The following is a 25,587-nucleotide window of genomic DNA, read 5'->3' on the forward strand; positions in this document are numbered from 1 at the left end:
GCCATACATTTCAGAGTACGATTACAAGCAATCATTCACTATTGACTCAGTTTTAAGTAAATAGTGTGAGAAGTTTGTCTGAAAAACCAACGTCAACGCAAGGATAGCTTGCCCCTAACCGCGAGTAAATATACCATGCTAGTACCTTTGTGATAATGAACTAAATGGTTAATTTAAAATCTTAGCCATAATATACCTATGACCAAGATAGCTGAACTAAAAGGGAGCTCGTTCACGCTCTCTGCTCTTCATTTAGTTGATAATGACATTAGTAAAGTAACTAATCAGCTAAAAGATAAAGTTGAACTCGCTCCAAATTTTTTTGCTTCGGCACCTATTGTTATTGATATATCACAAGTTAATACTGATATTAACTTTGAACAGTTAAAAGCTGGAATTATCGATGCAGGAATGATACCTGTCGGTATTGGTGGCTGTAAAAATAAAACACAGCAAACACAAGCAAAAGCAGCTGGTTTTGCTATTATGAATGCGGCAAGACCAGTTAAAGACGAGCCATCTGAATTTTTAGCTGAAACATTAGATACTCCAGTAAATACAGATAAAGAACCAACGTTAATTATTCGTACTCCGGTTCGTTCCGGACAACAAATTTATGCTCGTAATCGTGATCTCGTTATTCTTAGTAATGTCAGTGCTGGTGCGGAAATTCTTTCCGATGGTTGTATCCATATTTATGGCACGCTACGCGGTCGCGCTATTGCAGGCGCCAGTGGTGAAAAAAGTGCGACAATTTTCTGTCAAAACTTACAATCTGAACTAATTTCTGTTGCAGGAAACTACTGGCTGAGTGATAACATTCAGGAAGAGTTTTGGGGCAAAGGTGTTGTCATATCTCTTGAAGACAATAATCTCAGTATAGAGCACCTAGCTTTATAAAAGTTTTAAGAAGGAATTGAGTAAATGACACGAATTATCGTTGTTACCTCAGGTAAAGGCGGCGTTGGTAAAACAACATCAAGTGCCGCTCTTGCATCTGGTCTAGCACTGAGCGGTAAAAAAACTGCAGTTATCGATTTTGATATCGGCCTGCGTAACCTCGATCTCATTATGGGTTGTGAACGCCGTGTCGTTTACGATTTCGTTAATGTTATTAATGGCGAAGCAAATTTAAGCCAAGCGCTGATCAAAGATAAGCGCGTTGATAATCTATTTGTATTGCCGGCCTCACAAACACGCGACAAAGATGCATTGTCTCGTAATGGTGTTGAAAAAGTATTCAAAGAACTAACAAAAATGGGTTTCGATTTTATTATCTGTGACTCACCAGCAGGTATTGAAACTGGCGCATTAATGGCACTGTATTTTGCAGATGAAGCCATTGTAACCACGAACCCTGAAGTCTCTTCAGTACGTGACTCAGATCGTATTCTAGGTATTCTAGATTCGAAGTCTCGTCGTGCAGAAAAAGGCCGAGAACCTGTTAAACAACACCTCTTACTTACACGTTACAATCCTGCACGCGTAAACCAAGGTGAAATGCTAAGTGTACAAGATGTTGAAGAAATCCTTCATATCCCACTACTTGGTGTTATTCCAGAAAGCCAAGCAGTATTAAATGCATCCAATAAAGGTGAACCCGTTATCTTTGATAAAGGTTCCGATGCAGGACTAGCCTATGAAGACACAGTTGCCCGTCTACTTGGTGAAGAGCGTCCTTTCCGTTTCTTAGAAGAAAAGAAAGGCTTCCTAAAACGTCTATTTGGAGGCTAATTGACCATGGCCCTGCTCGAGTTTTTTCGTCCTAAAAGAGCGAAAACTGCAAATGTAGCAAAGGAACGGCTACAAATTATTGTTGCTGAAAGACGTAGTGCTGGACAGAAATCTCCGGCCTACCTTCCACAGCTAAAACGCGATATTTTAGCTGTTATCAGTAAATATGTTCAAATTAACCCAGAACATGTTTCAGTAAATCTAGACCATAATGGTGATGAGTTATCGGTACTAGAACTTAACGTCACCTTACCTGACGAAGAAAAATAGAAAAGCCTCGCTAAGTCTTACTTAGCGGGGCTTTTTATTGTCTATTTTTTATTATCTATAATAGTACGGCACTTACACTATGGCAGTACAACATCTATTTCTCATCAAGTATCGCTAATGCTCGCGCTTCAAATAAAGGCTTTCGCCAGTTTTTAAGCATTTCAGGACGTTTTTCATCGGCTCGTTGATGTTTCCATGCCCATGATAATAATTGATGAATCTGTTTTTTAGACGCTAAAAATTCAGGCGCTAACCCTGTCTTTAACTCAACATCTGTTACGACATCTTTTAAACGCTTAACCATCTGCTTATAGCCTGGAAAATCGACTAAACGTTCGATTTTTTGCGGATAATTTTTAGAATCAATCGCATCACAATCATGCACCATTTTCAATAAACGGTTACAGTGACGCTGAATCTCCATCGGCTCAAAGCCTTCCTTTTCCATCACTGTACGAGATTTAATTTCTAAATGCGCAAGTTTCCACAAATGTAATTCTTTAACAATAAAGTTAAGGGCAATATCACGCTTTCTCGCTTCGCGCACACGCCAAGCTGCCAATTGCTGCAATATCGCTAATTGTTTTGGTGTTAACTGCCAAGCATTCTTAATATCAAGATACGCTTTATTAGGATCAAGCACTCGTGTTCGACGTAACATGATCGCATTACATTCTTGCTGTAACGCTTCCATATACCCTGCCGCTTCAACTTTCGCTAATAACGTTTCATATAAGGGTTTAAGATAATGCACATCCGCCGCCGCATAATCGAGTTGCTTGTCGGTTAACGGTCGAGCTAACCAATTAGTACGCGCTTCGCCTTTATCAAGTTCAACCCCTACGTACTCTTTAACTAACGCTCCAAACCCCGTTGAAATACCATGACCAAGAAAAGCAGCCATAATTTGGGTATCAAGCATCGGTACGGGTAAACAGCCAGCATGATGCAGAAAGACTTCAAGATCTTCACCACAAGCATGCAGCACTTTAATCACAGATTGATCACGTAATAATGCCCATAACGGTTCCATATCTTCAACGTTAAGTGGATCAATCAGTGATAAATACTCACCATCAAACATTTGAATCAGACCTAAACGAGGGTAAAGCGTTCGTGTACGTACAAATTCAGTATCAAGCATAACAGCTGTATGCTGACGAGCTAACTCACACCGTAGGCGAAGCTGCTCAGTTGTTGTAACAATCTCGAAATTCACAATGTACCTTTTTTATGACAGAACGACCCATTTTTAGAGCCAATTAAATATTTTATAGTAAAATGCCGGCATAAAAGCCGGCATTAGATACGTGCTAGCACAATCAGTTTCTACTATTTTATCAAACCGACATTATATTATGTCAGTAAAGATATTATTTCGTGGTTTGTTGTGCTTTTTTGTCTGACTCTTCACGCAAGACGCGGCGTAGAATTTTACCTACATTCGTCTTTGGCAATTCATCCATAAATTCAACAATTTTAGGGATCTTATAGCCAGTTAAATACTGTCGACAATAGGTGATTAATTCATCTCGCGTTAAACTATCATCACGTTTAACGACACAAAGTTTAACCACTTCACCAGACACTTCATGTGCTTGGCCGATAGCTGCAACTTCAAGCACCTTATCGTGCAGTGCTACCACATCTTCAATTTCATTCGGGTAAACGTTAAATCCAGACACTAAAATCATGTCCTTCTTACGGTCAACAATATGCAAAAAACCTTCATCGTCAAATTTGACGATATCACCAGTAGAAAGCCAACCATCGTCGCTTAATACTTCTTTGGTGGCTTCTGGATGCTGCCAATAACCTTTCATGACCTGAGGGCCACGAACTTGTAGCTCACCCACTTGATCAATACCAACCACATTACCTTCATCATCAACCATTCGTACTTCCGTTGATGGTACGGGTAAGCCAATAGATCCATTATAGTAGGTTAAGTTATACGGGTAAGCAGCAACTAACGGCGAGCACTCGGTTAAACCATAACCTTCCAGTAAATAATTACCGGTAATTTTTTGCCACTTTTCAGCTACCGCGCGTTGAACTGCCATGCCACCACCCACTGAAAGGTGAAGGTTACTAAAATCTAATTTATGGAAGTCTTTATTATTTACTAACGCATTAAATAAGGTATTTACGCCAGTAATGGCAGAAAACTGATAGCGTTGTAATTCTTTGATGAACGTTGGAATGTCACGAGGATTTGTGATCAATAGGTTTTGTCCACCCATTTCCAACAATAATAAGCAGTTAACCGTCAATGCAAATACATGGTATAACGGCAGAGCAGTCACGATTAATTCACGCCCTTCCGTCAGCACTGGACCATAAGCCCCTTTTGCCTGCATGACGTTAGACACCATATTATGGTGAGTCAGAATAGCACCTTTAGCAACGCCAGTTGTACCACCCGTGTATTGCAAAAATGCCATGTCATCGCCAGTAATCAATGGCTTAACATATTGCATTCGGCGCCCTTTGCGCAAAGCAATACGCATCGAGGTTGCATGAGGCAAATGGTATGACGGTACCATCTTTTTAATGTATTTCACCACAAAGTTAACTAATGTTCCCTTTGGACGAGATAATTGATCGCCAAGACTGGTCAAAATAACATGTTTAACACAGGTCTTTTTAGCCACAGCTTCTAGCGTATGTGCAAAATTAGATACAATCGCTTTCGCGCCAGAATCGTTCAGTTGATGTTCTAATTCTCGCGGCGTATAAAGCGGATTAACATTTACAACCACACAGCCTGCACGCAAAATACCAAATAATGCAATCGGATACTGCAATAAATTCGGCATCATAACGGCAACACGGTCACCTTTTTGAAGCTTAAGCTCATTTTGTAGGTATGCAGAAAATGCACGGCTACGCTCTTCCAACTTACGGAAGGTCATGACCTGCCCCATGTTGATAAATGCCGTTTGATCTGCGTATTTACGTACAGATTGCTCAAACAAGTCGACCAAAGATGAATATTCATCCGGGTTAATTTCTGCCGGTACATCGTCCGGATAGCGGCTAAGCCAAACCTTATCCACGTGCACTCTCCTTATAATTAGACTGCGGTGTATGTCTATAAATTAACAAAACTATAATGATATAAATAAAGCAAATATTCGCATTACAGCATATTTAACTATTGATTAGAATTTGATAGTGCCACCATGATTTCAACGTTTGAAACCAAACATAAAACTCAATACCTAATCGAATGAAGTGGGGATAAATGTTCGAATATGACGATAAACATCATTCGAGCTTTGTAAATGACAATGATGTCCCCCTGACACCACCACTTGAGTAAAGTTGTTAATATCTGATCCATTACCATCACATTGACGCATGGCAGCATATCCTTTATCACCAATAATGGATAAAACTGGCGCTTGAATATTACTTAGCAAAGCCTGTGCGTGTTGTTGTGCCATTCGATATAACGAATCACAACGTAAACGAGGATCATGACGCCAATACCAACGTCCATCACGTTCGATTATCGCTCTCTTAACTACGGCATCAAGTAATGATACCGGCAATCGGTTAACCGTAGCACGAAGCGTAAGCGCCTCAGCAAAGGTCGCCATCGAACGCTGTTTTAAACGTAGTTGTTGTTGACGATAACGTTGTCGACTAACAATTCCCATCCGTAACCGTTCCACTGTCATTTTAGGTGGATCAACTAACGGTGACAATCCTTCAATTAATACAATTTTATCGACATATTCAGGAAATGTCGCGGCATAACACCCCGCCACAATAGCCCCTAACGAATGACCAATAATATGCACTTTTTCAGCTTTAAGTTGAATAATCACTTGATGTAAGTCATCAATGTAATCAATGAAGTGATAATAATTGTCAGCACTTTTATAATCAGATTTGCCATGACCTGGCCAATCAAACGCAATAACATCATAATCAACAATTAACAACGGCCATAATAATGCAAACGTAGCGGCATTATCTTGCCAACCATGTAATAACACTAATAGCGGTTTTGACGTTAACCTTGCCGTCGTTATATCAACGTTACTACAAGCAGCAAGGTTATACTCGGCTAACGTTAGCGTTATCTCTTTCATGATAGTTATAGTACTACTCGTTCAACAATTCGGCCGTTAACCCCGAAATTAGACATCATTAAATCATTACCCCATCGATCACAATTAAAGGAATAACAAGGTTGATGCATCCAAAAAGGATCATTCAATTGTACCTGCTGTTGTACTTGCCATAATTGCTCACCTGACACGTGTACTACCGGAAAAATATAAGGGTATTGACCTATCTTTCCTTTTTCATCACCAGAAAATTGCCCAACAACGGTCAATAAACGTCCTTTTGTATATTCAAGCGGCTCTAAAAAACCATGAATATACGCAATAAATCGCCCTTGTGATGGTGAATGTAGTATTGGACGGCCATCAGCAGTTAATGGCATCGCAACCATTTCAATACGTGTTTGCAGCTGTTCATTACGAATCGAAGCAATAACACCACCTAAGCGTATCTCTTTACCTTGATTCGCCTGAGGGTGTTGTAAAATAACCGTTAAATCAGTTATAGGATCTTTAGATTTCGTTACTAACGTTGCAGGTAAGCTCGCGCAGCCTACCATAAACACTAATATCCCCCCAAGAAATAGCTTACTAAACATCTAAAACCCCCATACATTTGTTTAATAACTCAACAAAAAATAACATATCTCACGGTTTAACTCTCAAATTAACCTCGATAGTACTTAATGTTATATCGTCAAAATACAGATAATAAAAGAATTAAGAGAGAAAACAAATGAGGCAACAGCTATCACTGTTGATAGTATAGAAATACGAGTAGTTGCTACTCAATATATAAGTATTGCCGCTGCTATTATTGGATATAGCACCATTATAAATTTATAAATACACGAAGAATGACAAGATAAACTGCCACTCTTCGTATTTGTTTATATCGCTAAATCCGTTAATAATATCAACACTGATTGATGGTTGATTCTACTCACGACCTGGCAATTTTTTCCACGTAACAGTATCACGTAAATAAATTGGACTTGCGGCCTCTGCTGTAACGATTTCGCCACGAGCAAAAGCATATTTAGCTAAATACACCATATCTTGTGAATCTGGGTACAGTACACTGCCTAATTGAGCATTAAAGGGTAATTGCGTTAATAGCTCAGGATACGCTTCCCAACCAGTACCTGCAGTCAACCATGTATTGGTATCAGCTTGTACATTAGCCAATAAAACATCAGGAGCAATCACTTGCTCATTACCCAACAATAGCCAATCACCATCGGTTTTACGCTGATATTGTGCCCAGTAAAGCTCACCCATACGTGCATCAATAGCCGTCAAGACATGATCAGCTTGATGTAAACGGAACGAACCTTGCGCCATTGCAGCCAAAGTCGATACGCCAATCATAGGTAAGTTAGCACCAAAGGCTAACCCTTGTGCAATGCCAATACCAATACGAACACCAGTAAAGCTACCCGGACCACGACCATACGCCAATGCATCAAGCTGCTTTAATTTAATACCAGCATCCGCTAACACAGCATCAATCATAGGTAAAATTTTTGTGGTGTGCTCACGAGGAGCATATTCACAACGAGAAATAACATCATCGCCAATCATTAGCGCGACAGAACAGTTTTCAGTTGCAGTATCTACTGCCAGAATTTTGGTACTCATTCAAGCCTCTGAATGTTGGATATCGTCACTTACAGATACCTGAGTATCGGTTAAGTTTGACAAAAATTCGCTAACCCCTGCAACACTACGCGTGCGCGGAATTGGCGGTAAACTTCTCAAAAATACAGCGCCATAAGCACGAGTGACTAAACGATTATCGCAAATCACTAATACCCCTTTATCTTGAGTATCACGAATCAATCGACCAACACCTTGCTTTAAGGTAATCACAGCATCAGGTACTTGTACCTCAGCAAAGGGATCACCACCGCGTAGACGACAGTCTTCAATACGTGCTTTTAATAACGGATCATCTGGCGCTGTAAATGGTAATTTATCTATGATAACACAGCTAAGGGCTTGGCCTCTAACATCAATACCTTCCCAAAATGCACCTGTTGCCACTAATAACGCATTACCTCGTTCAAGGTACTCTGCTAACAGCTTTTGCTTACTGGTTTCACCTTGTGCTAATACAGGTAAATCTAGTCGAGCACGAAAGCCTTCAGCAAGATCTCGAACCATTTGATGAGAGGTACAAAGAAAGAAACAGCGTCCATCATTCGCTTCAATTACCGGTGCTAATATTTCAACCAATTTATCAGCTAAACCATAACTATTAGGCTCAGGTAAATGACGAGGCACACACAACAACGCTTGGGTGGCATAATTAAATGGACTTTCTAATGAAAACTGTTGTTTAGGCTGTAATCCTAAACGGTGACTAAAATGGCTAAAATCATCATCAACAGCCAATGTCGCTGAGGTGAAAATCCACGCCCCCTTTTGTTCAGTCATTCGCTCACTAAACTTATCAGCCACAGATAACGGTGTAATATTCAAACTAAATTGACGCGGTGTGCACTCATACCAATATGAATAACCAATAATACTGGTATCTACTACCCGTTTTAAACGCGCTTTTAACAACGTAGCACGTTCAAAAGCCGCATCTAATAACTGACTACGCCCTAACGCTAATTTTAATACATCATAGATTAAATCGAGGGCGTCATTAAGGCGTACCAATTCACGTTGCACCGCTGGTGTTTGCGAAGCTTCTCGCCAATTACCACGAAAACCAGGATCACCTAAAATAATCCGCATTTCAAACGTCGCCTGTTGTAAACGAGCAGCAGCTTTTTGCAATTGGCGCATGTCTTTCGCTTCAGTGCGATAACCAATTTCAATATCTTTTGCGAGTTCAATTAATTGGCGACTCGATAAGTTTTGACCAAAATATTGACTGGCAATATCTGGCATTTGATGTGCTTCATCAAAAATAAACACTTCTGCTTCGGGGATCAATTCACCAAAACCATTATCCTTCATCGCTAAATCAGCCAGAAATAAATGGTGATTTACCACCACAATATCCGCTTCCATCGCTTTACGGCGCGCTTTTACTACAAAGCAATCATCATAAGACGGGCATTCTCGCCCTAAGCAATTATCATTAGTTGAAGTAATCATTGGGATCACAGGACTATCTTCGGCAATATCTTCACATTCACCGAGATCGCCTGTTTTTGATGAAGATGACCATTGGCGAGTTTTAATTAATAAACTCAGCATTACAGGATCAGAATGATCACCATGACTTTCGGTGATTTGACGACTAAGGCGATCAACACATAAATAGTTTGAACGCCCTTTTAATAATGCCACTCGCCCCGTAAACCCTAATGCATTCGTCATAAAGGGTAAGTCGCGATGAAATAACTGTTCTTGTAAGTTTTTTGAACCCGTACTGATAATGGTTTTCTTACCACTAACTAATGCCGGTACAAGATAAGCAAAGGTTTTACCTGTACCTGTACCCGCCTCAACCACTAATTGTGATTGTTGCTTTATTGCATCAGCCACCGCTTTTGCCATATCAATTTGAGGTTGTCGAGCTTGAAATCCTGGAATGGCTTTATCTAACGCACCACCAGCGGCAAAAAACTTAGCTATCATTTACTTCGCACTATTGGTTATTTATACAGTATCAATACCTCTATTATGCCAATTTTATTACTCGACGACCAGCCATGTCAGAGGCTATTTCGCACGACTAAAACAACACCGCCAATAAACTATTTGACCCCAACACAGTATAAGCGTCATAGTGATAAATTATGATTTTTAGGCGGGGCGCAGCGTTGCCGTCATCAGGAATAGACATGGAAAAGAAAACACTCTTAACGGAATGCCCTGATAATATGGGTCTTATCTCCAAAATTACCAACATATGTCATAAGCACCAACTCAATATTATTAATAATAAAGAGTATGTTGATAACGCTAAAAACCATTTTTTCATGCGGACAGAATTAGAAGGCTATTTTAATGATGAGACGTTACTGGCTGATCTAGACCGCGCATTACCTACGGGAAGTAAGCGTCGAATCATTAGCTCTGAGCGTAAGAAAGTCGTTATCATGGTGACAAAAGAAGCCCATTGCTTAGGCGATATTTTGGTTAAAACCTTTGACGGTTCGCTAGATATAGAGATTGCCGCGGTGGTCGGTAACTACGATAAACTTCAAAATTTAACCGAAAAATTTGATGTACCATTTCACCATGTATCCCATGAAGGACTCACGCGCGAGCAACATGAGACGCAATTACTCGCCGCGGTACAACAATATTCACCTAACTATGTTGTACTAGCAAAATATATGCGCATTCTGACACCAAACTTTGTCGCGCAGTTCCCACATAAAATCATTAATATTCATCACAGCTTTCTACCCGCATTCATTGGGGCAAAACCTTACCAACAAGCTTTTGATCGTGGGGTAAAAATCATTGGAGCAACGGCTCACTTTGTTACCAACGATCTTGATGAAGGCCAAATCATTACTCAAAACGTAATTCCCGTTGATCATACGTTCAGTGCTGAAGAAATGGCAAAATCAGGGCGCGATGTTGAAAAATCAGTATTAAGTAAAGCACTTGGTTTAGTGGTTGATGATCGCGTATTTGTTCACGGCAATCGTACTGTGATCCTTTAACTTACCCACGGTCATCATCCATGACCTATTCGCAACAATAAAAAATGCCAGAGTCTAATGATGTGGCATTTTTACTGCTTCTTTTCATAACAGCCATTCGTTCACAGCAAACAACATTAGTTATTATTATTCACATGTTTATCTTGTTGTTCGCTCGTAATTACTGCCGCTAAAGAATGTGAATGTAATTTAATGCATATATTGCCTTTTTTAAATGCATAAGTCGGATTCGGTAAACGTTCATGCTCACCGGCGGGAGAGCTCGCTTTAACCTTGATCCCTTGATCGGCCAACTGCTGCCAATTTAATGCTGGAAATATTGAACTAATAGACTGTTCTAATTGTTCCAATGACATCGCATTTCCAGGAATAACAAACTCGACATGCTCCCACCCTTGCTGTGGATAGGTCTTACCATTCGGATACGGTAGCTCTAACGCCTCAATCGTCCACTCCCCCACTTGCAACGGTTTATCAAAACCAATCACTACAATCGGACGCCCATTAATAATCGCTTGTGACCATTCAGTACCATAAGCTAACCATGCTTGATGAAGTTCTAGTGCAATATCCTGTGAATTAACCCGCAATGCAATATGATCTGCTGCATACGATGAGAGAGAAATACCGATCTCATCAGCCAAACAAATAATGCGATTCATAAAGGCTGGTAAATCAGCTAACATTTGTTCTGGATGTAAACCTAATTGTTTCAACTTTTTCATCTTTCACCCCAACCACGTAACATTTAATAAACAAAAGCATAATTACGCATACTTTTCGCATTACAACTGACTAAACGCCCATGAGGTATCCCTCATCAATTGCTGAATTTTGGCTTTATTTTAACCTATTTTAAAAACTTTAAAAAAAATTGCCTGCAATCTCTTTTTCCAGTTGCCAAAGTACCTAACTATGTGGGTATTATTAGGGTAACGCACGCTGCTTATCAAGATATTGGTGTTTAAACTAAAATTAACACTACCATCAAAAAATACTCACGTAGCTTTGGTCGCTTTTTTAGTTAACCAAAAAACACTTTAGCTCCGTGAGTATTTTTAACGGCATATCTTGCTATATGCAGCCGTTTTTGCCATATATATATGATTGGCGTTACAAACGATTAAAGGAACAGCAAGTGAATATTCAAGCACTTATTAATAATAAAGTAGCACAAGCATTAGAAGCTGCAGGCGCACCTGCTGGTAGTCCCGCAGCAGTTCGTCAGTCAGCAAAAGCACAATTTGGTGATTACCAAGCAAATGGTGTAATGGGCGTAGCTAAAAAATTGGGCATGAATCCACGTGAATTTGCTCAAAAAGTTATCGACTGCCTAGAATTAGACGGTATTGCTGAGAAAGTTGAAATTGCAGGCCCTGGTTTTATCAACATCTTCCTTGATAAAGCATGGTTAGCCGCTCGTGGTGAAGAAGCACTAGCAAGTGAGCGTCTAGCGGTTAACGCAGATGAAGCACAAACAATTGTTGTTGACTACTCAGCGCCTAACGTAGCAAAAGAAATGCACGTAGGTCACTTACGTTCAACTATCATCGGTGATGCTGTTGTACGTACTCTAGAGTTTTTAGGCCACAATGTTATTCGTGCTAACCACCTTGGCGACTGGGGTACCCAATTCGGTATGCTTATCGCTAACATGGAGCGTAAAGAAAAAGAAGGTCGCGATGTTTCAATGAACATCAGCGATCTTGAAGGCTTCTACCGTGAATCAAAAGTGCTTTACGATGAAGACGAAGAATTCGGCAAAACAGCACGTAACTTTGTTGTTCGTCTACAAAGTGGCGACGAATACTGCCTTGATAAATGGCGTCAACTTGTTTCTATCACACTGAAGCAAAACCAACGCAACTACGATCGTCTAAGTGTATCTCTAACAGATGCTAACGTAATGGGCGAATCAATGTACAACGACATGCTTGCACCTGTTGTTGCAGATCTTAAACAAAAAGGTCTAGCAGTAGAAAGTGATGGCGCAACGGTTGTTTTCCTTGACGAATACAAGAACAAAGATGGCGACCCTATGGGCGTTATCATCCAAAAACGTGATGGTGGCTACCTATACACTACAACAGATATTGCTTGTGCTAAATACCGTTACGAGCAACTTCATGCGGATCGCGTACTTTACTTTATCGACTCACGTCAGCACCAACACCTAATGATGGCTTGGTCTATCGTACGTAAAGCAGGTTATGTTCCTGAAGAAGTATCTTTAGAGCACCACGCATTTGGTATGATGCTAGGTAAAGACGGTCGTCCATTTAAGACTCGTGCTGGTGGTACTGTACGTCTTGCTGATCTTCTTGATGAAGCAGAAGAGCGTGCAAACAAGCTAATCGAAGAGAAAAACCCAGAATTAAGTGCTGAAGAAAAAGCAAAAATTGCAACAACAGTTGCAATGGCTGCGGTTAAGTACTCTGATCTTTCTAAGCACCGTACTACAGACTACATCTTCGATTGGGACAACATGCTAGCATTTGAAGGTAATACAGCACCTTACATGCAGTATGCTTACACTCGTATTGCGTCTATCTTCAAACGTGCGAATGTTGAACTGAAAGATCTAACATTCCCTATCGTTATCAATGACGAAAAAGAACAATCACTATTATCTAAGTTACTTCAATTTGAAGAAGCAGTGCAGTCTGTTGCTCGTGAAGGCCAGCCTCACCTAATGTGTACTTACCTGTTTGAACTTGCAGGTCTGTTCTCTAGCTTCTACGAAGCATGTCCAATTCTTAATGCGGAAGAAGCTGTTAAGCAAAGCCGCTTGAAGTTAGCTCTACTAACGGCTAACACGCTTAAGAAAGGCTTAGATCTACTAGGTATTGAAACACTAGAGCGTATGTAATTACCCTTTATGTGATAGCTACTTATAGCACTAGTGACTTATTGCACTAGTAACTGATTGAAGTAGCAACATAACAAAAAGCCTTCATTCGTGAAGGCTTTTTTAATGCGACAAAATCTAATCATTATTGCCCGAATCGTAATCCACCATCATGTAACCATGTCAGTTCTTGTTTGGTAGATAACCGCCCTTTTACTGCATTTCGATGTGGAAAGCGCCCAAATTCTCTAATTACCTGAAAATGACTATTGGCAAAAGCATAAAAACTGTCAAACACGGCTATATTCTCAAGCTGTACGTTTTTACGTAGTAAATCAAATCGAAATACACTTTCTTCTTGATCTTCTAAATCTTCTGAATGCTCTAACGGTAAATAAAAAAACACACGTTCAATTGACGCAAGTTCAGCATCTTGGTTAAGGGCTAAACCTCGCTTACAAATTGCCAACGCTAATAAATCATAACGAAAAGCCGCATTTAATCCGCGATAAATATTACGTGGAAATTGATCTAATAAAATAATTAAAGCAAGACGACCATGCGCGGTATCACTCCAATGATTAAGCTCACCATTACCCGCCATGCTTACCCACGATTGAAATTGAGAGATAATGTCAGCATCAACCTCAGCCCCACCTAAAAACCATAGTGCATGTTTATTATTCTGGGTCACTTCACCGTTTAGCTCACCAAACCAGTAATCAAGAATAAACTGATACTCAGCTACCATTGTAAGCCCCCCATTAATACACACTTTAACAACATTTTTATTGGATAATCATTATCAATTAAGTAACGATTACGTATCCTTAAAGGATAATACCAATTACGTTAAATTAAGCTTACTATAATAAATATTGCTCAAGCTTGTGAGCTAGAATGTACTGTTAAGGAATAATTACATGAATTTCACTCTTCATCCCCAATTAATGGCAGATACAACAATACTTGGCGATTTACCTTTATCTCGAGTATTACTTGCTAAAGAAGCCCTTGGACCATGGCTTATTTTAGTTCCTCGTTATGAATCGCTACGTGAAATTCACCATTTATCAGAACAAGATCAACAGCAACTTATGCGTGAATCATCAGCAGTTGCCGCCTTGTTAGAGCAAGACTATCAAGCTAAAAAGATTAATATTGGTGCGTTAGGTAATCTTGTGCCTCAACTTCATATTCATCATATCGCGCGTTTTAGTGATGATATTGCATGGCCAGGCCCTGTATGGGGAAATACAAAAGGTATTCAGCGTAGCGAAGAAGTACAGCAAGCTTTAGCAGAAGAATTACGTCAAGAACTGAGCAATATTGCAGGTTTTAGTGCCATTAACGCTTAGTTTTATTACTACGCTTATTATTACAGCACTCTTACATTTGTAGGGTATTTGATATAAAAAAAGCAGCCTGTAGGCTGCTTTTTTAATGGACGCTATTTACTGTTAACGCATAACGGTTACTGACAACTCATTCGCGGCTAAACATCGATACCACACATCTTTAGCTGTTTGGCAGCATTGTGTACTATCGCAGCCCACTAATTCCTTGCCTATTGTTCCTTTTCGAATCCAAACGGCAAGCATCGCATCAACACCGTCTTCAGACATACCAAAATGAATCGCAAGCTGCTTACGACTACTTCGCCCATGCTCGGCAATATACTGTTTTAATTGTTGTAAAATCATTCAAACAATAACCCTTCTAAATGAGATTGCTTTTTACCTTGTCGTTTCATCAACAAGTAAATTCCAACATTAATAATAATGAAGAACGCAATCCAAAATGAACTACTAGCAGGATGTTGTGTAAAATCTGCAATTTGATAGAACAATGATGCAAAAGTATATGCCAATAGCATTGTCCAACCGGCAATAAAGCCCGCAAACTTCTTACCAAACTCACGCACATACGCGCCCATAGCTGCCGCACATGGCGTATAAAGCAGAATGAATATCAAATAAGACATTGCTGCTGCGCCACTAACAAAACGTGATTGAATGTTACCGTAAACAGATTGATCAACACCTTGCTCTTCAGCAACCGTCGTTTGGTTTTCAAGACTACCTACTTTAATACCAAGAGGATCACTAAAACTTAGTGCTGCAAGATTATCACCAATAGAAGCAACCGCCTCTTTCAAGCTTCCAACAAGATCATACTCTTCGCTATTACCATTCAGCGCGGGAGCATATAAACTATTAAGCGTACCGACTACGGCCTCTTTAGCAAAAATACCAGTAATAATACCTACGGTTGCGGGCCAGTTATCGGCTTTAACACCAATAGGTTCTAATACTGGAGTGATCACTTGTGCTGCATGTGATAATACTGATTTTGACGTATCTTCATTACCAAATGAGCCATCAGTACCTAACGAATTGAAGAAACTTAAAATTGTCACTACAACGACAATCGTTTTACCCGCACCAAATACAAAACGTTTTAGCTTCTGCCATGTTTTAATAACAACATTACGCATTGTTGGTAATTCATAGTTCGGCATTTCCATGATAAAGCTATCACTAGAGCCTGGGTAAAGCGTATTACGTAAAATCAAGCCGGTCATTACCGCAGCAACAATACCTAAGATATATAAAGCAAAAACAACATTCTGACCATTATCAGGAAAGAAAGCCGCTGCAAATAATGCATAAACAGGCAAACGTGCACCACATGACATAAACGGTGCCATTGCTGCTGCCAGTTTACGTTCACGCTCTTGTTCTAAAGTACGTGTTGCCATTATTGCGGGTACGTTACAACCAAAACCAAGTACCAACGGCACAAACGCTTTACCCGGTAAGCCTACTTTTTGCATCACTTTATCAAGTACAAAAGCAGCACGCGCCATGTAACCTGAACTTTCTAATACAGCAAGGAAAAGGTATAGACAGGCAATTACAGGAATAAAGGTCGCAACAGTTTGAACACCACCACCAACACCATTCGCAATAATCGTTACTAACCACACGGGTAAATGGTTATCTAATAAATAGTGGCCACCATCAACTAAAATTGCACCGAAACTAATATCAAAAAAGTCTATAAATGCACTACCCACGTTAATTGCAAACATGAACATCATGTACATTACTAAGAAGAAAAATGGGATACCAATAGCACGGTGTAGTAATACGCTGTCAATTTTATCAGTTAAACTATGGCTTAAACGACCTTCTTGACGACGAACCTTTTGACACAATTGATGTAAAAAAGTGTATCGCACATCCGCAACTTGAATATCAGGATCAACCAGTTCCAGCATTTTACTGCGAATAGTACAGGCTTGTTGCTTATGTTCTTCTGATAACGTGTAAATAACTAACGTATCATTTTCTAACACTCTAATTGATTGAGCGCGAGGATTTAGTTTTTCATCATGAAGAAATAATGGTTTTAATTGTTCAACCGCCGCTTCAAAATCATCACCATAATCTAGTGAAAAATCAGAAACAATAACCCCTTGAATTAGCATTTTATGAAGTTTAGATTTAAATTCGCCAATTCGTTCCATGTTATTAGCAGATAATGCAACAACCGGACAACCTAATGCTTTTTCTAATGCTTTAAGATCTAATACCTGTTGTTGACGCTTCAATACATCCATTTTATTAAGTACAACCACCATTGGTCGACCTAATTCACGCAGTTGTAACGTCATGTATAAACTACGTTCAAGCGATGACGCATCAACAACGTTAATAATAATATCGGCTGGTGTTGTTAAAATTGCTCGGGATGCAATTGCTTCATCAAGACTGTTAGCATCATTCGCACTATCAAGGTTATAAATGCCGGGAAGATCGGTAAGAGAGAAATCATCACCATTATGTTGATAGAAACCAGTCTTCTTTTCAACAGTGACACCAGCCCAGTTACCCACCTGCTGTTTTGAACCTGTTAGTCCATTAAACAGTGTTGTTTTACCGCTATTCGGGTTACCAACGGTAAGAATGTCATATTGCATTATTTAACCTCAACTTCTATATCTTCAGCAATTTTTTTGCGGATTGCAATGTCAACACCACGCACTCGTACCTGAAGAGGATCACCTAATGGTGCTAAACGAATAACAGTAATTTCTGTATGTGGTAATAACCCCATAACCATTAATTTTTTACGCGTTACTACAGGTAACGCAGACATATTAATCACTGTACCGCTGTGACCACACGACATATCTGACAGTTTCATAACTAAATGGCTACCTTAATAAGAATTATTTACATTACGATATGGAGGATTTTACACTTTGATACGAAATTAGTCTTGTCTTAAATCAATTATTTCATGCCTGAACTTAAATAATAGTTATCACTTATTAAGTGTACTATTTTGACATAAATAACCAATAATTTAGCATTTTTATCACTTATCATTTGTTTTTAACGCCAACAAAAAAAGCGTACCTTTCGATACGCTTTTAAGAATAACTTTTTATATTTATATTAACTTGGCATTTTTATGTTTAATTGCTTTTTATACGCTTTAACATTACGCATAAATTGAGTTCGAGTACTACCTCTTAGCGGCTCGGCTTGTGGCAACGGCACTTTCATTGCATTGACTGGTCGCCCATTCTTGAGTAATTCAAAATGTAAATGTGGTCCTGTTGAGCGCCCAGTATTACCACTTTTTGCAATCCGTTGTCCCATTTTAACTTTATCGCCCACGTTGACTTGGCGTTTACTTAAATGCAAATAACGAGTCACATATTCACGCCCATGTTTGATCACAATATAGTTGCCCGCGAGCGAGTGATACTGTGATTTAACCACCACTCCATCACCAGCAGCGAGAATAGTAGTGCCAACAGGAACCGCAAAATCAGTACCATTATGTGGCGAGCGACGTTTGGTGATCGGATGTAGACGATTTGGATTAAATGATGAACTAATTCGGTATGATTTAAGCGTTGGTATCCGTTTAAAACCACGGTTCAAACTACGCGCATCTTGATCATAAAATTGGTCATCAGCCCCACGAACAATAAATATTGAATGTCCTCGACGTTGGCTTTTATAGTAAAATGCATTAATTTTACCTTTACCCACCGCTTTACCATCAATAAATTCACGATCTAATACCACCCCAAATGAATCACCTTTATGCGCATCGCGACCAAGGTTCATCTTCCACTGTAACGCTTTAACTACATTACCAATTTGGGTTGGCGTTAACCCGGCATCATGTGCAGAATTATAAAAACTACCCGAGACACGTCCAGTTAATATCACTGGCTTAATATCACCTTTTTGTTCAACTTCTTTATAGGTATACCCTTTTTTAGTTAGGGTATAAGTATCCGTCACTTTTTTACTACGAATAATACTCAGCGAAGTCAACTTACCGTCAGCATCAACTTCCCATTCTAATACTTGTCCTACACGTAACTGTTGTACTGATTTATTAGCATCAATTAAACGGTACATCTCTGATATAGGTAAACCATATTGAGAAAATATAGCCCCTAAGGTTTCCCCAGATGAAACTCGATGTTTAGATTCTGTTTCTGCGTGGGCTTGTACTAATTGTTGTTCAATTTCATCTTTTGGAGCCTGAAATTGAGGATCATTTTGATCTAAAGATGCACCCAGAGGTTCACTCTCGGATTCTGACAACTCAAGCCCCGTAAGATTAATTGGCACACTAATCGGGGCTGGCTTTTTAAAACTGGGGAAAGGGATTGTATGTTTAGATGGCTGCCATGCAATAGCAGCCACCATCAAAACAGTGGTTGAGAATAACGCAATTTTATGCTGCAGCGATAACATCTTCAATGATGCAACCGTAGCGATATAATATTTCATGATTAATTAAGACACTTACTAAATCGTTCTCCAAGTTCATTCAGAAAACGGACATATCCCCCCTTGCCCTCAACGATATCCGTTGCCATTGGGTCAAGAGTCCCTATTTTAACATTCGTTCCTTTGGTTACAGACTTCACAACAGCAGGCGAAAATTGTGGCTCACTAAAAACACAATACGCTTGGTTGTTTTTTAATGCTTCACGAATAGATAATAATGTTTTAGCGCCCGGACGACGATCAGGTTCAACGGTAAAGTGTCCCAGATTATCTAACTTAAATTGTTGCTCAAAATAGCCATAGCCATCATGAAAAACATAATAACCTTTATCACTTAATGGTTTTAACTGCTTATTAAGCTGAGTAACCGCTAACTGAACTTCTGTTGTGAATGTAGAAAGATTAGCTGTATATGTATTTTTATGCAACGGGTCATACTTGATCAATGCCTTAGTTATGACATTTGCTGCTTGCACTGCTTGATCTGGTCCTAGCCATAAATGAGGGTCGATTCCATTATGGTTATGGTGATGCCCTTCATGTTCAGATGCATGATCATGTCCTTCATGCGCGTGATCTGCTTCAATTTCAGTTTCATGTCCTGCATGTTCTTGCTCATCTTCCGCATAATAACGAAAGTTAATCTCATGTTGTTGACTCAATGCAATATTTTCAGGTTTTGATGCCATTGTTTTAACTAAAAATGACTCTAATTCAGGTCCAACCCAAACCACAAGATCGGCTTGTTTTAACTTTCTAACATCAGAGGGACGTAATGCATAATCGTGTGGTGATGATCCTGATGGAATAACAAACTCACTGGTTGCTACACCTTGAGTTAATTCACTAACAATAAGATTTAAGGGCTTAACAGTAGTCACCACATTAAAGGTATCAGATGCTAATGCCGAGCCAGAAGCAACAAGAGCAGTAGCACAAAATAGAGAAGTTAAACGGTGCATGATTTTTCCCATAAAATATAAAAACAAAAATTATTGATTATCAGTAAAGAAATTTTTCTCTATTGGCTATAATCGGCGCGTATTAACAGTAACACATGTAAAACATAGATGTTATAATATAACATAACATTTTGACAAACTCTTATTTTAAGCATGCTTTATGACAACATTAGTAGAATTACAATCACTCACAGTGGCCTTCTCTGGACGTAATGTTTTAGATAATGTTGCACTCAAATTAGAGCGTGGTGAAATCACAACTCTTATTGGTCCTAATGGCGCAGGTAAATCCACGCTAGTTAAAGTAATCACTGGATTACAAAAACCAACATTAGGAAAAGTCATTCGTCAGAAAGGAATTCGCATTGGTTATGTACCACAAAAACTACACCTTAATAGTACGTTGCCACTTTCCGTCGATCGATTTATGCGTTTAGCTGGTCGTTATTCATTGGAACAACGCCAAGAAGCATTGACCATGGTTAACGGTTCACGCTTAATTGATAGTGACATGCACCGTTTATCAGGTGGTGAAATGCAACGGGTATTATTAGCTCGTGCATTGTTACAAAAACCTGATTTATTAGTCTTAGATGAACCCGTTCAAGGGGTTGATGTGACGGGACAATTAGAGCTATATCGCTTAATTCAGCAATTACGTGATTTACTCAATTGTGCAATATTAATGGTTTCACATGATTTACATCTGGTCATGGCAAAAACCGATAAAGTAATTTGTTTACAACATCATATATGTTGCTCTGGCAGCCCATTTAGTGTGACCAACCACCCTAAATATATTGCATTATTTGGCCGTCAAGCCAGTGAACAACTTGCGTTATACCAACATCAGCATAACCACCAACACGGTGATTCAACAACACCATCAACGTGCTGTAATAATCATCAGGATAATAATAAATAATGATTGAGTTTCTACTTCCCGCATTAATTGCGGGTATTGGGATTGCCTTATTAGCAGGTCCTTTGGGATCATTTGTTGTATGGCGAAAAATGGCTTATTTTGGTGATACGCTGTCGCATGCGTCATTACTGGGCATAGCTTTAGGATTTTTGTTTAATATTAACTTAAACCTTGCGTTAGTTATTTGCTGCTTAGTCCTCGCGGTTATTTTGGTAACCTTACAAAAGCAACGTTATGTTGCAACAGATACCCTACTTGGTATTTTAGCCCATAGTGCATTATCACTTGGCTTAGTCGCGGTGAGCTTTTTAGACAATGTTCGTATTGATTTAATGGCGTATTTGTTTGGTGATTTACTGGCTGTTACGACCAACGACCTAATGTGGATTTATGGCGGTGGCACGATTGTGATCGCATTACTTATCTACTTATGGCGACCATTATTATCAATGACCATCAGCGAAGAAATGGCACAAGTTGAAGGCGTCAATGTTGATTTAATGCGATTATTATTAATGTTAATGGTCGGTATGGTGATCGCTGTCGCGATGAAATTTGTGGGTGCTTTAATCATCACCTCACTGTTAATTATTCCAGCAGCAACAGCGCGACGTTTCGCTCAGAGTCCTGAATCAATGGCCGTTATTGCCTCTATTATTGGTTCAATTTCAGTGGTACTTGGACTGGCAATGTCATGGCACTATGATACTCCTGCTGGCCCTTCCGTCGTGGTATCGGCCGCAGCACTATTTATGTTAAGTCAATTTAAGCCGACCCAACGCTAACCGTATTCATTACATAAAAATCACCAATAAAAAACCCGCAACACAATTGTGTAAGCGGGTTTTTATTAACTTAATTTTTATGCACTAAACGTTATACTCAATATTAACTTACCAATTGGTCACTTCGCGTAATGCCTTACCAATATCAGCCAAGCTTTGGACCGTTTTTACACCCGCAGCTTCAAGGGCTGCAAATTTTTCTTCTGCAGTCCCTTTCCCACCTGAAATAATTGCACCAGCATGGCCCATACGTTTACCTTCAGGCGCAGTAACACCTGCAATATATGACACTACAGGTTTAGTAACATTGGCTTTAATATATACAGCTGCTTCTTCTTCTGCAGTACCACCAATTTCACCAATCATTACAATCGCTTCTGTCGCCGGATCTTTTTCAAACATTTCAAGAATATCAATAAAATTAGAGCCAGGAATCGGATCACCACCGATACCAACACACGTTGATTGACCAAAGCCTTCATCGGTTGTTTGCTTTACGGCTTCATACGTTAAAGTTCCTGATCGTGAAACAATACCCACTTTACCTGCTTTATGAATATGACCGGGCATGATCCCAATCTTACACTCATCCGGTGTAATAATACCTGGGCAGTTAGGGCCGATCATACGTACGCCTTTAGCATCTAAACGTACTTTAACATCCAGCATATCTAAGGTCGGAATACCTTCAGTAATAGTAACAATCAGCTCAACACCTGCATCAATGGCTTCTAAAATCGCATCTTTACAAAAAGGAGCAGGTACATAAATGACGGTTGCCGTTGCGCCCGTTGCTTTAACCGCATCACGGACTGTATTAAATACAGGTAAGCCCAGATGCATCATGCCACCTTTTCCCGGAGACACACCGCCGACAAGTTGTGTACCGTAAGCAAGCGCTTGTTCTGAATGAAATGAACCTTGGCTACCAGTAAAACCTTGGCAAATGACTTTAGTATCTTTATTAATAAGTATCGACATTATTTACCCTCCGCAGCAGCAACAACTTTCTCAGCGGCTTCTGTTAACGAAGTGGCAGCAATAATATTGAGACCACTATCAGCCAGTTTTGCAGTGCCAACTTCAGCATTATTACCTTCAAGACGTACCACAACCGGCACTTTCACACCGACTTCTGCAATAGCACCAATGATACCGTCAGCAATCAAATCACAACGTACAATACCGCCAAAAATATTCACTAAAACGGCTTTTACATTACTGTCTGAAAGAATAATTTTAAACGCTTCTGTGACGCGTTCTTTGGTTGCACCACCACCAACATCTAAAAAGTTTGCTGGATGACCACCATGAAGATTAACAATATCCATCGTTCCCATCGCTAAACCAGCACCATTGACCATACAGCCAATATTACCGTCAAGTGCAACGTAATTAAGCTCCCACTGTGCAGCATGGGCTTCTCGTTCATCTTCTTGTGAAGCATCATGCATTTGGCGTAATTTAGGCTGGCGATATAATGCATTCGCATCAACATTCACTTTGCCATCTAAACAGAGAAGTGTACCGTTCCCCGTAATAATAAGAGGATTCACTTCAAGCAATGCTAGATCACACTCAGCAAACATCTTACCAAGCCCTAAAAATATCGTGGTAAATTGTTTTACTTGATCGCCTTGTAAACCGAGTTTAAAAGCTAATTCTCGCCCTTGATAAGGTTGAGGTCCCACTAAAGGATCTATCGCTACTTTATGAATGAGATGAGGTGTTTCTTCAGCTACTTTTTCAATTTCCACACCACCTTCTGTCGATGCCATGAAAACAATACGCTGTGAACTACGATCAACAACTGCGCCAAGATATAATTCGGTCGCAATACTAGATGCAGCTTCTACCAATACTTTTGTTACGGGTTGACCCATAGCATCCGTCTGGTAAGTCACTAAGTTTTTACCTAACCAACGTTGAGCAAATTGCTTAATACCTTCTTTGTTATCATGTAGCTCAACACCACCAGCCTTTCCTCGACCACCAGCGTGAACTTGACATTTTACCACCCATTTTTCACCGCCAATTTTACCTGTTGCTTCTGCTGCTTCTTGTGGGGTATCACAAGCATAGCCTTCTGGCACAGGTAAACCATATTCAGCGAATAGTTGTTTTGCTTGATACTCGTGCAAATTCATAATGTTTTATCCCTTTGGGACTCATTAAATCCATTTGAGATATTCTTTGATACCTCTTCATCACTACGTCATATTTACTGTTTTCATTAAACGGGAAGGAAGTTAACCGAATAATGAGCACTGATTCGGTTAACTATTTAGTCCTTTATACGTCGAGTAATAAACGGGTTGGATCTTCAAGTAATTCTTTAATTGTTACTAAATAACCCACAGATTCACGACCATCAACTAAACGATGATCATAAGAAAGTGCAAGGTACATCATTGGCAAAATTTCAACTTGACCATTAACTGCCATCGGACGATCTTGGATTTTATGCATACCTAAGATAGCCGCTTGAGGTAGGTTAATAATTGGCGTTGACATTAACGAACCAAATACCCCGCCGTTAGTAATGGTAAAATTACCACCAATAAGATCATCAACCGTTAATTTACCATCACGACCTTTAAGCGCTAAGTCACGAATACCTTTTTCAATCTCAGCCAAACTTAACTTATCACAATCTCGCAACACGGGGGTAACTAAACCACGAGGTGTTGAGACGGCAATGCTAATATCAAAGAAGTTATGATAAACAATGTCATCACCATCAATCGATGCATTCACTTCTGGGTAGCGCTTTAATGCTTCAACAACCGCCTTCACATAGAACGACATAAAGCCAAGACGAATACCATGGCGCTGCTCAAACACATCTTTATATTGCTTACGCAGATCCATAATTGGCTTCATATTAACTTCATTAAATGTTGTTAACATGGCGGTACTGTTTTTCGCTTCCAGCAAACGTTCAGCAACGCGCTTACGTAATCGTGTCATTGGTACACGCTTTTCACTGCGGTGCGCTAAAGGTAATTCATGCTCAATTTTAGCTTCCACTGTTTTTGGTGTCGCAGCGACTGCTACAATATTTTTCAAGTAAGTATCAACATCTTCACGAGTAATACGTCCACCAACACCGGTACCCTTTACTTTTTCAGCCGCAATACCATGTTCACCTAATAAACGGCGCACAGCAGGGCTTAATGCTTCGCTATTTTCTTCGTTTAATGACGCTGTATTACGTTTATTTGGCGATGATTCAGCATCAGCCAACACATCTAATGTTGGTTCGCCTGCAACAGCATTAACTCTGATTTTACCAATCAATTGCCGAGTTAATACTGTTGTCCCTTCTATCTCAAAAATAGCCTCTAACACACCATCTTCAGGAGCCGGAACTTCAAGTACAACTTTATCAGTTTCAATGTCAACCAAGACCTCATCACGAGTAACAGTGTCACCGGGTTGTTTGTGCCATGTGGCTACAGTTGCATCAGCAACAGATTCCGGAAGGTCAGGAACCAGAATTTCGATTGTCATATC

At 39.7% G+C, this 25,587-nt stretch carries 24 protein-coding genes; 8 read left to right on the forward strand and 16 right to left on the reverse strand.

Annotated features, from left to right (window positions below; translation table 11 throughout):
- The first annotated feature begins 198 nt into the window (after positions 1 to 198).
- Genes minC through minE form a run of 3 tightly spaced genes read left to right on the forward strand, consistent with a single transcriptional unit; the run spans position 199 to position 2,004 of the window.
- Complete coding sequence (minC, locus tag CIK00_RS01490) at positions 199 to 900, forward strand: septum site-determining protein MinC (protein WP_101767155.1); 702 nt, start codon at positions 199 to 201, stop codon at positions 898 to 900.
- 24 nt (positions 901 to 924) lie between these two features.
- Entirely contained in the window at positions 925 to 1,734 is an 810-nt protein-coding gene (minD, locus tag CIK00_RS01495) for a septum site-determining protein MinD (protein ID WP_101767156.1), read from the forward strand.
- A 6-nt stretch (positions 1,735 to 1,740) separates the two neighbouring features.
- Positions 1,741 to 2,004, forward strand: a complete 264-nt coding sequence (gene minE, locus CIK00_RS01500) for a cell division topological specificity factor MinE (RefSeq protein ID WP_045026762.1) — start codon at positions 1,741 to 1,743, stop codon at positions 2,002 to 2,004.
- Positions 2,005 to 2,098: 94 nt separating this feature from the next.
- Here minE and rnd read toward each other — a convergent pair whose 3' ends face one another.
- The 6 genes from rnd to CIK00_RS01530 form a co-directional block, all read right to left on the reverse strand.
- Positions 2,099 to 3,223: a ribonuclease D gene (rnd, locus tag CIK00_RS01505; protein WP_101767157.1), complete on the reverse strand. Its 1,125-nt coding sequence runs from the start codon at positions 3,221 to 3,223 to the stop codon at positions 2,099 to 2,101.
- Positions 3,224 to 3,377: 154 nt separating this feature from the next.
- Entirely contained in the window at positions 3,378 to 5,063 is a 1,686-nt protein-coding gene (gene fadD / locus CIK00_RS01510; RefSeq protein WP_101767158.1) for a long-chain-fatty-acid--CoA ligase FadD, read from the reverse strand.
- Positions 5,064 to 5,228: 165 nt separating this feature from the next.
- A complete protein-coding gene (locus CIK00_RS01515) occupies positions 5,229 to 6,107 on the reverse strand; it encodes an alpha/beta hydrolase (RefSeq protein ID WP_101767159.1) in 879 nt (292 codons plus the stop codon).
- Positions 6,108 to 6,112: 5 nt separating this feature from the next.
- On the reverse strand, positions 6,113 to 6,682 hold the full coding sequence (locus CIK00_RS01520) for a Slp family lipoprotein (RefSeq protein ID WP_101767160.1): 570 nt from the start codon (positions 6,680 to 6,682) through the stop codon (positions 6,113 to 6,115).
- Positions 6,683 to 7,022: 340 nt separating this feature from the next.
- On the reverse strand, positions 7,023 to 7,724 hold the full coding sequence (gene tsaB, locus CIK00_RS01525; RefSeq protein WP_101767161.1) for a tRNA (adenosine(37)-N6)-threonylcarbamoyltransferase complex dimerization subunit type 1 TsaB: 702 nt from the start codon (positions 7,722 to 7,724) through the stop codon (positions 7,023 to 7,025).
- Positions 7,725 to 9,683: an ATP-dependent DNA helicase gene (locus tag CIK00_RS01530; RefSeq protein ID WP_101767162.1), complete on the reverse strand. Its 1,959-nt coding sequence runs from the start codon at positions 9,681 to 9,683 to the stop codon at positions 7,725 to 7,727.
- Positions 9,684 to 9,889: 206 nt separating this feature from the next.
- Between CIK00_RS01530 and purU the strand changes: the two genes are divergently transcribed.
- The gene (gene purU, locus CIK00_RS01535; RefSeq protein ID WP_101767163.1) at positions 9,890 to 10,723 is read left to right on the forward strand and encodes a formyltetrahydrofolate deformylase; all 834 of its coding nucleotides are present in this window, start codon (positions 9,890 to 9,892) and stop codon (positions 10,721 to 10,723) included.
- A gap of 116 nt (positions 10,724 to 10,839) precedes the next feature.
- On the opposite strand, the gene CIK00_RS01540 is transcribed toward purU, so the two are convergent.
- Entirely contained in the window at positions 10,840 to 11,448 is a 609-nt protein-coding gene (locus CIK00_RS01540; RefSeq protein ID WP_101767164.1) for a VOC family protein, read from the reverse strand.
- Positions 11,449 to 11,861: 413 nt separating this feature from the next.
- On the opposite strand from CIK00_RS01540, the gene argS reads away from it, so the two are divergent.
- On the forward strand, positions 11,862 to 13,592 hold the full coding sequence (argS, locus tag CIK00_RS01545; protein WP_101767165.1) for an arginine--tRNA ligase: 1,731 nt from the start codon (positions 11,862 to 11,864) through the stop codon (positions 13,590 to 13,592).
- A 124-nt stretch (positions 13,593 to 13,716) separates the two neighbouring features.
- On the opposite strand, the gene CIK00_RS01550 is transcribed toward argS, so the two are convergent.
- Positions 13,717 to 14,322, reverse strand: a complete 606-nt coding sequence (locus CIK00_RS01550) for a DUF924 family protein (RefSeq protein ID WP_101767166.1) — start codon at positions 14,320 to 14,322, stop codon at positions 13,717 to 13,719.
- Between the two features lie 172 nt (positions 14,323 to 14,494).
- On the opposite strand from CIK00_RS01550, the gene CIK00_RS01555 reads away from it, so the two are divergent.
- Positions 14,495 to 14,929 carry an HIT domain-containing protein gene (locus tag CIK00_RS01555; RefSeq protein WP_101767167.1) on the forward strand — a complete coding sequence of 145 codons (435 nt, stop codon included), beginning with the start codon at positions 14,495 to 14,497 and terminating at the stop codon, positions 14,927 to 14,929.
- A 102-nt stretch (positions 14,930 to 15,031) separates the two neighbouring features.
- On the opposite strand, the gene CIK00_RS01560 is transcribed toward CIK00_RS01555, so the two are convergent.
- The 5 genes from CIK00_RS01560 to znuA all read right to left on the reverse strand — a co-directional run bounded on the left by CIK00_RS01560 (position 15,032) and on the right by znuA (position 20,361).
- Positions 15,032 to 15,274 (reverse strand): FeoC-like transcriptional regulator, encoded by a 243-nt coding sequence (locus CIK00_RS01560; protein WP_101767168.1) that lies wholly within the window; start codon positions 15,272 to 15,274, stop codon positions 15,032 to 15,034.
- On the reverse strand, positions 15,271 to 17,556 hold the full coding sequence (gene feoB / locus CIK00_RS01565) for a Fe(2+) transporter permease subunit FeoB (RefSeq protein WP_101767169.1): 2,286 nt from the start codon (positions 17,554 to 17,556) through the stop codon (positions 15,271 to 15,273). Before feoB ends, CIK00_RS01560 begins: the two co-directional genes overlap by 4 nt.
- Positions 17,556 to 17,783 (reverse strand): FeoA family protein, encoded by a 228-nt coding sequence (locus CIK00_RS01570; RefSeq protein WP_101767170.1) that lies wholly within the window; start codon positions 17,781 to 17,783, stop codon positions 17,556 to 17,558. The genes feoB and CIK00_RS01570 overlap by 1 nt, the downstream gene beginning before the upstream one ends.
- A 254-nt stretch (positions 17,784 to 18,037) precedes the next feature.
- Positions 18,038 to 19,399: a murein DD-endopeptidase MepM gene (gene mepM, locus CIK00_RS01575; RefSeq protein WP_101767171.1), complete on the reverse strand. Its 1,362-nt coding sequence runs from the start codon at positions 19,397 to 19,399 to the stop codon at positions 18,038 to 18,040.
- A gap of 2 nt (positions 19,400 to 19,401) precedes the next feature.
- Positions 19,402 to 20,361 carry a zinc ABC transporter substrate-binding protein ZnuA gene (gene znuA, locus CIK00_RS01580; protein WP_101767172.1) on the reverse strand — a complete coding sequence of 320 codons (960 nt, stop codon included), beginning with the start codon at positions 20,359 to 20,361 and terminating at the stop codon, positions 19,402 to 19,404.
- 160 nt (positions 20,362 to 20,521) lie between these two features.
- Here znuA and znuC point away from each other — a divergent pair, with 160 nt between their 5' ends.
- Entirely contained in the window at positions 20,522 to 21,286 is a 765-nt protein-coding gene (gene znuC, locus CIK00_RS01585) for a zinc ABC transporter ATP-binding protein ZnuC (protein ID WP_101767173.1), read from the forward strand.
- Complete coding sequence (gene znuB / locus CIK00_RS01590; protein ID WP_101767174.1) at positions 21,286 to 22,071, forward strand: zinc ABC transporter permease subunit ZnuB; 786 nt, start codon at positions 21,286 to 21,288, stop codon at positions 22,069 to 22,071. The genes znuC and znuB overlap by 1 nt, the downstream gene beginning before the upstream one ends.
- A 108-nt stretch (positions 22,072 to 22,179) precedes the next feature.
- On the opposite strand, the gene sucD is transcribed toward znuB, so the two are convergent.
- The 3 genes from sucD to odhB all read right to left on the reverse strand — a co-directional run bounded on the left by sucD (position 22,180) and on the right by odhB (position 25,584).
- Complete coding sequence (gene sucD / locus CIK00_RS01595; RefSeq protein WP_101767175.1) at positions 22,180 to 23,052, reverse strand: succinate--CoA ligase subunit alpha; 873 nt, start codon at positions 23,050 to 23,052, stop codon at positions 22,180 to 22,182.
- Positions 23,052 to 24,218, reverse strand: coding sequence for an ADP-forming succinate--CoA ligase subunit beta (gene sucC, locus CIK00_RS01600; RefSeq protein WP_101767176.1), 1,167 nt, complete (start codon positions 24,216 to 24,218; stop codon positions 23,052 to 23,054). Before sucC ends, sucD begins: the two co-directional genes overlap by 1 nt.
- Before the next feature lie 145 nt (positions 24,219 to 24,363).
- Positions 24,364 to 25,584: a 2-oxoglutarate dehydrogenase complex dihydrolipoyllysine-residue succinyltransferase gene (gene odhB / locus CIK00_RS01605; RefSeq protein ID WP_101767177.1), complete on the reverse strand. Its 1,221-nt coding sequence runs from the start codon at positions 25,582 to 25,584 to the stop codon at positions 24,364 to 24,366.
- Positions 25,585 to 25,587 lie beyond the last annotated feature (3 nt).

Origin of the sequence: Photobacterium carnosum (assembly GCF_002849605.1) — a bacterium.
Classification (GTDB): Bacteria; Pseudomonadota; Gammaproteobacteria; order Enterobacterales; family Vibrionaceae; genus Photobacterium; species Photobacterium carnosum.

What these genes read in the sequence shown, in the direction of transcription:
- minC (WP_101767155.1), top strand. Translation starts at nt 199, where the DNA reads ATGACCAAGATAGCTGAACTAAAAGGGAGCTCGTTCACGCTCTCTGCT.
- minD (WP_101767156.1), top strand. Translation starts at nt 925, where the DNA reads ATGACACGAATTATCGTTGTTACCTCAGGTAAAGGCGGCGTTGGTAAA.
- minE (WP_045026762.1), top strand. Translation starts at nt 1,741, where the DNA reads ATGGCCCTGCTCGAGTTTTTTCGTCCTAAAAGAGCGAAAACTGCAAAT.
- CIK00_RS01515 (WP_101767159.1), bottom strand. Translation starts at nt 6,107, where the DNA reads ATGAAAGAGATAACGCTAACGTTAGCCGAGTATAACCTTGCTGCTTGT.
- CIK00_RS01520 (WP_101767160.1), bottom strand. Translation starts at nt 6,682, where the DNA reads ATGTTTAGTAAGCTATTTCTTGGGGGGATATTAGTGTTTATGGTAGGC.
- tsaB (WP_101767161.1), bottom strand. Translation starts at nt 7,724, where the DNA reads ATGAGTACCAAAATTCTGGCAGTAGATACTGCAACTGAAAACTGTTCT.
- CIK00_RS01530 (WP_101767162.1), bottom strand. Translation starts at nt 9,683, where the DNA reads ATGATAGCTAAGTTTTTTGCCGCTGGTGGTGCGTTAGATAAAGCCATT.
- purU (WP_101767163.1), top strand. Translation starts at nt 9,890, where the DNA reads ATGGAAAAGAAAACACTCTTAACGGAATGCCCTGATAATATGGGTCTT.
- CIK00_RS01540 (WP_101767164.1), bottom strand. Translation starts at nt 11,448, where the DNA reads ATGAAAAAGTTGAAACAATTAGGTTTACATCCAGAACAAATGTTAGCT.
- CIK00_RS01550 (WP_101767166.1), bottom strand. Translation starts at nt 14,322, where the DNA reads ATGGTAGCTGAGTATCAGTTTATTCTTGATTACTGGTTTGGTGAGCTA.
- CIK00_RS01555 (WP_101767167.1), top strand. Translation starts at nt 14,495, where the DNA reads ATGAATTTCACTCTTCATCCCCAATTAATGGCAGATACAACAATACTT.
- CIK00_RS01560 (WP_101767168.1), bottom strand. Translation starts at nt 15,274, where the DNA reads ATGATTTTACAACAATTAAAACAGTATATTGCCGAGCATGGGCGAAGT.
- feoB (WP_101767169.1), bottom strand. Translation starts at nt 17,556, where the DNA reads ATGCAATATGACATTCTTACCGTTGGTAACCCGAATAGCGGTAAAACA.
- CIK00_RS01570 (WP_101767170.1), bottom strand. Translation starts at nt 17,783, where the DNA reads ATGAAACTGTCAGATATGTCGTGTGGTCACAGCGGTACAGTGATTAAT.
- mepM (WP_101767171.1), bottom strand. Translation starts at nt 19,399, where the DNA reads ATGAAATATTATATCGCTACGGTTGCATCATTGAAGATGTTATCGCTG.
- znuA (WP_101767172.1), bottom strand. Translation starts at nt 20,361, where the DNA reads ATGCACCGTTTAACTTCTCTATTTTGTGCTACTGCTCTTGTTGCTTCT.
- znuC (WP_101767173.1), top strand. Translation starts at nt 20,522, where the DNA reads ATGACAACATTAGTAGAATTACAATCACTCACAGTGGCCTTCTCTGGA.
- znuB (WP_101767174.1), top strand. Translation starts at nt 21,286, where the DNA reads ATGATTGAGTTTCTACTTCCCGCATTAATTGCGGGTATTGGGATTGCC.
- sucD (WP_101767175.1), bottom strand. Translation starts at nt 23,052, where the DNA reads ATGTCGATACTTATTAATAAAGATACTAAAGTCATTTGCCAAGGTTTT.
- sucC (WP_101767176.1), bottom strand. Translation starts at nt 24,218, where the DNA reads ATGAATTTGCACGAGTATCAAGCAAAACAACTATTCGCTGAATATGGT.
- odhB (WP_101767177.1), bottom strand. Translation starts at nt 25,584, where the DNA reads ATGACAATCGAAATTCTGGTTCCTGACCTTCCGGAATCTGTTGCTGAT.